The sequence below is a fragment of the Saccharospirillaceae bacterium genome, assembly GCA_022448365.1.
Taxonomy (GTDB): Bacteria; Pseudomonadota; Gammaproteobacteria; order Pseudomonadales; family Oceanobacteraceae; genus Bacterioplanoides.
Genome location: JAKVCS010000012.1, coordinates 1 through 7447 on the forward strand (window position 1 = coordinate 1; position 7447 = coordinate 7447).

At 46.8% G+C, this 7447-nt stretch carries 1 protein-coding gene; it reads right to left on the reverse strand.

What is annotated here, in order from left to right; translation table 11 throughout:
- Positions 1-7447, reverse strand: a 7447-nt coding sequence (locus MK185_17525; GenBank protein ID MCH2042431.1) for a hypothetical protein, incomplete at both ends; no start/stop codon positions are given.

Genomic DNA, 7447 nt, shown 5'->3' on the forward strand with positions numbered 1-7447 from the left:
TCAGCCGCAGTTGGCTCATAAGATGCGGTAAGTGAGTTGTTGGTTGGCGTGAAACTTCCCGAACCACCGCTCCACTGGCCTCCTGCCGCAAACTGCACTGAACCACTCAATTGAACTGTGCTGTTGTTTGCACAAGCCTCTTGGTCGGCACCAGCATCTACTATAGGGGCTGGAGTGATGGTGATTGTCATTACGTCCGATATCTGTGGACAAACTCCTGTTCCAACAGACTCAATTGTCAGATTAACGAATCCGTTAATTATCTCAGCCGCTGATGGTGTATAAATTGCGTTAGGAGTTTCATCATTAGGGTTAAAGAACCCTGTTCCACCTGTCCATTGAATTCCAGTGGCATTTGTGAATGCACCTTCTAGTTCAACAGTAGGGTTGTTTGCACAAGAAATCAAGTCAGAACCAGCTGTGATGGTCGGTGTAGGATCGAAGAAGATCGTCACTTCATCAGACACCGCTATACAATCGCCATTACCTAATGTTGTTAAAGTCAATGTTACAGAACCTGCGGCTATTTCAGCAGCAGTCGGTGTGTACACTGCATTTGTATCATTAGCATTTGGGGAGTAAGATCCTGCTCCACCTGTCCACTGAACACCAGTAGAAATGCTAAATGTACCATTAAGTTGAGCATCTGGAGTGCTCGCACAAAGCGTAATATCATCTCCTGCTCCAACAGTTGGAGAAGGTGTGAAATTGATCACAATTTCATCACTCTCTGCAAGACAAAGTCCATTTCCAGTAGAAGTCAATGTCAGGGTAATGCTACCTCCCGCAATCTCGGCTGGAGAAGGTGTATAAATAGCATTGAGTGCCGTGTTATCAGGACTAAATGTTCCTAGACCACCTGTCCATTCAGCACCCGCAGCATTCGCAATACTGCCGTTCAATAAAACATCGGCATTATTCGAACATACAGCTTGATCAATTCCAGCAGATACTAGCGGAGAAGGATCAATGGTAATCGTCATCTGATCTGACTCAGATAAGCAGTCACCGTTTCCAGTAGTAGTTAAAGTGAGTGTCACTGTTCCTGCGGCAATCTCCGCAGAAGATGGCACATAAGTAGCATTTAGAGAGTTGGCGTCAGGCGTGAATACTCCTGCTCCTCCGCTCCAAGTTGCTCCTGTAGCTACTGTAATGAATCCTGTTAGAACTACCTCTGGATCGTTTTCACAAACAGTTTGGTCGATGCCAGCATTGGCCGTAGGTGCAGGAGTAAAGTCAATCTCTAAGTCGTCAGTAACAGGCAGACATCCACCGTTTCCTGTTGTGGTCAAGGTCAGAGTTACACTTCCTGATGCAATCTCAGCCACTGTTGGAGTATACTCCGCGTTCAGGTCATTTGCATTAGGGATAAATGTTCCTAGCCCACCCGACCATGTGCCTCCGGTAGCTACTGTTACTGAACCTCCTAACTGAGCGGTAGCGTTGTTTGCACAGAGCACAATATCAGTTCCAGCATCGGCAGTTGGCGAGGGGCCAAACGTGAAGGTAACATCATCAGAAACTGCAATACAATTTCCGTTTCCTGTTGTGGTCAACGTTAGTGTCACACTTCCAGATGCTGTTTCTGCTGGACTCGGAGTATAAACCGCATTCAACTCATTGGCATTTGGAACGAATGAACCACTTCCACCACTCCAGGTTCCACCCGTTGCGACAGTCACTGATCCATTCAATGTAATGTCTGGGTTGTTTGAACATACTTCAAAGCCTAACCCTGCATCTGCCGTTGGTTCTGGAGTAATGGTAATGGTAATTTGGTCAATAGCCGCATTACAGTCCAAATTCCCCGTGGTAGTTAAGGTTAATGTCACAGAACCTGTGGCTATTTCATCTGGGCTAGGTGTATAGATAGCTCCTAGAGTGTTAGCATCTGGTGTGAATGTACCTGCTCCACCAGTCCATGTTCCACCCGCAGCAACCGTTACAGCACCAGCAAGGGTAACATCAGCATTATTAGCACATACTATTTGATCTACACCAGCATCAGCTGTCGGCGCTGGAGAGAACGAAATCTCAACGTCATCAGTAACTGGTAAACAGTCACCATTTCCTGTGGTAGTCAAATTAAGTACAACTGATCCTGCAGTGATTTCCGAAGCTGTCGGTGTGTAAACCGCATTCAGTGTATTCGCATTTGGACTAAACGTTCCTAGGCCTCCCGACCATGTCCCGCCAGTCGCGACAGTTACCACTCCCGAAAGGGCCGCATCAGCATTATTAGAACACACTTGGAAGTCCGCTCCAGCATCTACTGTTGGTGCTGCACCGAACGTGTAAGTAACAATGTCGCTCACTGGCAAGCAGTTTCCATTTCCGGTAGAAGTTAGGATAAGTGTTACTGATCCTGCAGTAATCTCCCCAGCACTTGGTGTGTAAACTGCATTCAAGTCGTCTGCATCTGGAGTAAATGTTCCTGATCCGCCTGACCATGTTCCACCGGTTGCTCCAGTTACTGATCCAGCTAGGCTGATCTCTGCATTGTTTGCACACAACACATCGGTAGTGCCCGCATCTACTACTGGTGAAGGAGTAATCGTGATCACTAGATCGTCCGATACTGGATTACAATCACCGTTTCCTGTGGTCGTCAAAATCAAGGTTACCGTTCCGGCTGCAATCTCTGCTGCACTTGGAGTATAAGTTGGGTTGAGAATATTCGCATCGCTGAATACTCCACCTCCACCAGTCCAGACTCCACCTGTGGCAATCGTTACTGATCCGTTTAAGCTTACCTCAGCATTGTTGGCACATACCGTCTGGTCTGAACCTGCACTCGCTGTCGGCGCTGGCGTGAAGTTGATCACTATATCGTCTGATGCTGGATTACAATCGCCGTTTCCTGTAGTCGTTAGAGTCAATGTTACTGTCCCAGCGGTGATCTCAGCTGCACTTGGGGTGTAAACTGCGTTCAGAGTATTCGCGCTTGGGGTGAATGTTCCTGTTCCTCCACTCCACGTTCCTCCTGTCGCCACTGTTACCGACCCAGTTAAACTGATGTCTGCATTGTTTGCACATGCTACTTGATCAACTCCCGCATCCGCTGTTGGGGCTGGACTAAAGGTGTATGTCACATTGTCGCTCACTGGCAAGCAATTTCCATTTCCGGTAGAAGTTAGGATAAGTGTTACTGATCCTGCAGTAATCTCCCCAGCACTTGGTGTGTAAACTGCATTCAAGTCGTCTGCATCTGGAGTAAATGTTCCTGATCCGCCTGACCATGTTCCACCGGTTGCTCCAGTTACTGATCCAGCTAGGCTGATCTCTGCATTGTTTGCACACAACACATCGGTAGTGCCCGCATCTACTACTGGTGAAGGAGTAATCGTGATCACTAGATCGTCCGATACTGGATTACAATCGCCGTTTCCTGTGGTCGTCAAAATCAAGGTTACCGTTCCGGCTGCAATCTCTGCTGCACTTGGAGTATAAGTTGGGTTGAGAATATTCGCATCGCTGAATACTCCACCTCCACCAGTCCAGACTCCACCTGTGGCAATCGTTACTGATCCGTTTAAGCTTACCTCAGCATTGTTGGCACATACCGTCTGGTCTGAACCTGCACTCGCTGTCGGCGCTGGCGTGAAGTTGATCACTATATCGTCTGATGCTGGATTACAATCGCCGTTTCCTGTAGTCGTTAGAGTCAATGTTACTGTCCCAGCGGTGATCTCAGCTGCACTTGGGGTGTAAACTGCGTTCAGAGTATTCGCGCTTGGGGTGAATGTTCCTGTTCCTCCACTCCACGTTCCTCCTGTCGCCACTGTTACCGACCCAGTTAAACTGATGTCTGCATTGTTTGCACATGCTACTTGATCAACTCCCGCATCCGCTGTTGGGGCTGGACCAAAGGTGTATGTCACAATATCTGACTCTGGTAAGCAATTAGCATTACCCGTAGAAGTGAGTGTCAATGTAATTGACCCACTTGCTATCTCAGATGCACTTGGAGTGTAAACCGCATTCAGTGTATTTGCATCAGGGTTAAAGGTTCCTGAACCGCCGCTCCAGGCCGCTCCGTCAGCATTCGCTACAGAACCTGCTAGGGTAATTTCTGGATTATTCTCACAAAGCTCAAACCCTATTCCAGCATCGACGGATGGAGCTGGCGCTATTGTAATAGTCATTTGATCCGTGACCGCAGTACAATCACCGTTTCCAGTAGTTGTAAGAGTTAGTGTAACTGAACCCGCACCGATTTCGGCCGGAGATGGAGAATATACAGCTCCCAGAGTGGTATTATTCGGGGAAAAAACGCCATTTCCACCAGTCCATATTCCACTGGTAACGACCGTTACCTGGCCGTTTAAGTTAACATTAGGATTGTTGGCGCAAACGTCCACATCTAGACCAGCATTTGCAGTTGGTGCAGGTGTGAAGATGAGTTCAACATCGTCAGATTCTGCGCTACAACTCCCGTTTCCTGTTGTGGTTAAAGTCAACGTTAATGACCCCGCTGCAATTTCCGCAGCAGTTGGGCTATATGTAGCATTTAGAGTATTGGCATTTGGAGAGAACGCGCCTAAACCTCCTGTCCAGACTGCACCAGAAGCAACTGTAATAGCTCCACTCAAGGATGCTTCTGCATTATTCGAGCAAAGCGTAATATCTGCTCCTGCATCGACTGATGGTGCAGGTGTAAATGTATAAGAAACGTTATCAACTACGGGAGAACATAACCCATTCCCAGTCGAGGTCAAAGTAAGTGTTACTGATCCAGCTGTAATTTCAGAAACGCTTGGGGTGTATATTGCATTCAATGTACTGGCGTCTGGGGTGAACGTTCCCGATCCACCTGACCAGGTCGCACCATTTGCAGCCGTCACCGAACCATTCAAATTAATCTCTGCATTATTAGCACAAAATGCTGCATCAGTTCCTGCGTCAACCGTTGGTTCTGGAGTTATTGTAATTGTGATATCATCAGTTACTGGAATACAGTTTCCATTCCCTGTAGTCGTCAAAGTCAGAGTCACCGTTCCAGCCGCAATTTCCCCAAGTGAAGGGGTATATGTGGCAAAGAGAGAGCTTGCGTCAGGGCTGAAAGAACCAAAACCACCGCTCCAAACACCGCCAGAAGCAATGGATACAGAGCCAGTCAAATTCACATCAGAGTTATTTGCACAAACCGTTTGATCAGTTCCCGCATTGGCTGTAGGAGCATCAGTAAAAGTCACTTCTACCTCATCAGAAACCGGGGTACAATTTCCATTTCCAATTGTGGTCAATGTTAGAGTTACTATTCCCGCTTCGAGCTCTGCTGTGGTAGGTGTATACACAATATTTAGCGCATTAACGCTTGGTATATAAATTCCATCCCCACCTGACCACTCGACTCCACCAGCACCAATTAAGGTCGCTGAAAGAGAAACATCAGCATTGTTCTCACAAAGAACTTGATCAGCACCAGCATCAATAGTTGGTGCTGGAGTAAATGTGTAAGTCACATCATCAGAAACCGCAATACAATCGCCATTTCCAGTCGTTGTAAGTGTGAGTGTTACTGAACCTGTAGTGAGCTCACCTACGCTTGGTGTGTAAACAGCGTTCAACGTATTTGCATCAGGAGTGAATGTTCCTGAACCACCTGTCCAAGTTGCTCCTGTAGCTTCTGTGATAATACCATTAAGGTTAATATCAGCATTGTTTTCACAAAGACTTGCATCTGTTCCTGCGTTTACTGTAGGAGCGTCGGTGATCGTGATGGTAATTTGATCAGTTGCGGGAGTACAGTTTCCGTTTCCAGTAGTAGTCAATGTTAGAGTCACCCCGCCAGCGGCAATCTCTCCAAGAGATGGTGTATAAGTAGCAAAAAGTGAGTTTGCATCAGGAGAGAATGATCCGAATCCTCCGCTCCATGTGCCGCCAGTTGCTATAGATACCGAACCGCTTAAGTTGACATCAGGGTTGTTTCCACAAACAGTTTGATCTACTCCTGCATTAGCAGTTGGAGCATCAGTAAAGTCGACAACCACATCATCAGAAACAGGTGTACAGTTTCCGTTTCCTGTTGTAGTTAAAGTAAGTGTTACAGTTCCTGCTGTGAGTTCCGCTGCTGTTGGTGTGTAAACTGCATTTAGAGTGTTTGCATTTGGTGTGAAAGTCCCGGCCCCGCCAGTCCATTCACCTCCAGACGATACTGTAACAACCCCAGCAAGAGTCACATCAGCATTGTTTTCACAAAGCGTTTGATCAACACCAGCATCTGCTGTTGGAGCAGGTCCAAATGTGTAGGTCACGTTGTCAGAAACGGCTATACAATTCCCATTTCCGACAGAAGTGAGAATAAGAGTGACACTTCCTGAAGCGATTTCACCAAGAGTAGGTGTATACACAGCATTCAATGTATTTGCATCAGGAGTGAAAGTTCCACCGCCACCAGTCCAAGTTCCTCCTGTGGCGACAGTTACAGAACCAGCAAGGGTGATATCAGGATTGTTAGCACAAAACTGTGAACCAGTACCTGCATCTACAACGGGAGCTGGTGTGATGGTGATTACTACTTGATCAGTAATAGGATTACAGTTTCCATTTCCTGTTGTGGTAAGAGTCAAGGTTACTGTACCAGTAGCAATCTCAGCGACTGAAGGAATGTATACAGCTCCTAGAGTCGTGTTGTTCGGACTAAAAGTTCCAAGACCACCGCTCCAAATACCACCAGAAGCGATTGTAACAGATCCGTTTAGAACTACATCAGGATCGTTTGCACAAACATCTACATCCGCTCCAGCACTGACAGTAGGAGAAGGTGTGAATGTGATTTCAACGTCATCAGATTCTGGATTACACGTTCCATTTCCTGTAGTAGTCAAAGTAAGCGTAAGAGTACCAGCTACAATTTCAGCTGCAGTTGGAGTATAAGTTGCGTTAAGCGAATTAGCGCTAGGATTAAAAGTTCCTAGACCACCGCTCCAAACACCTCCAGCAGCAATAGTTACTGCTCCAGCCAGAGAAACATCAGCATTGTTTTCACAAACATCTTGATCAGCGCCTGCATCTACAGTTGGTGCATCACTGAAAGTGAATGTTACTTGATCCGTTACTGCGATACAATCTGCGTTTCCAGTAGAAGTCAATGTAAGTGTAATACTGCCAGAAGCTATTTCTCCAGCAGAAGGAGTGTAAGTAGCATTCAGAGTATTCGCATCAGGTGTAAAAGTACCCGATCCGCCGCTCCATGCTCCACCAGTTGCAACCGTTACAGAACCGTTCAAAGTAATCACTGCATTGTTTGCACAGTAATCTGTGTTGGCACCTGCGTTTACAATTGGAGCAGGAGTAATCGTAATCTCAATATCGTCAGAAACGGCATTACAGTCGCCATTTCCAGTCGTTGTCAAAGTAAGTGTTACTGTACCGGCAGAGATTTCAGCAGCTGAAGGAGTGTACACAGCACCAAGAGTAGTATTGTTTGGTGTGAAGACACCAT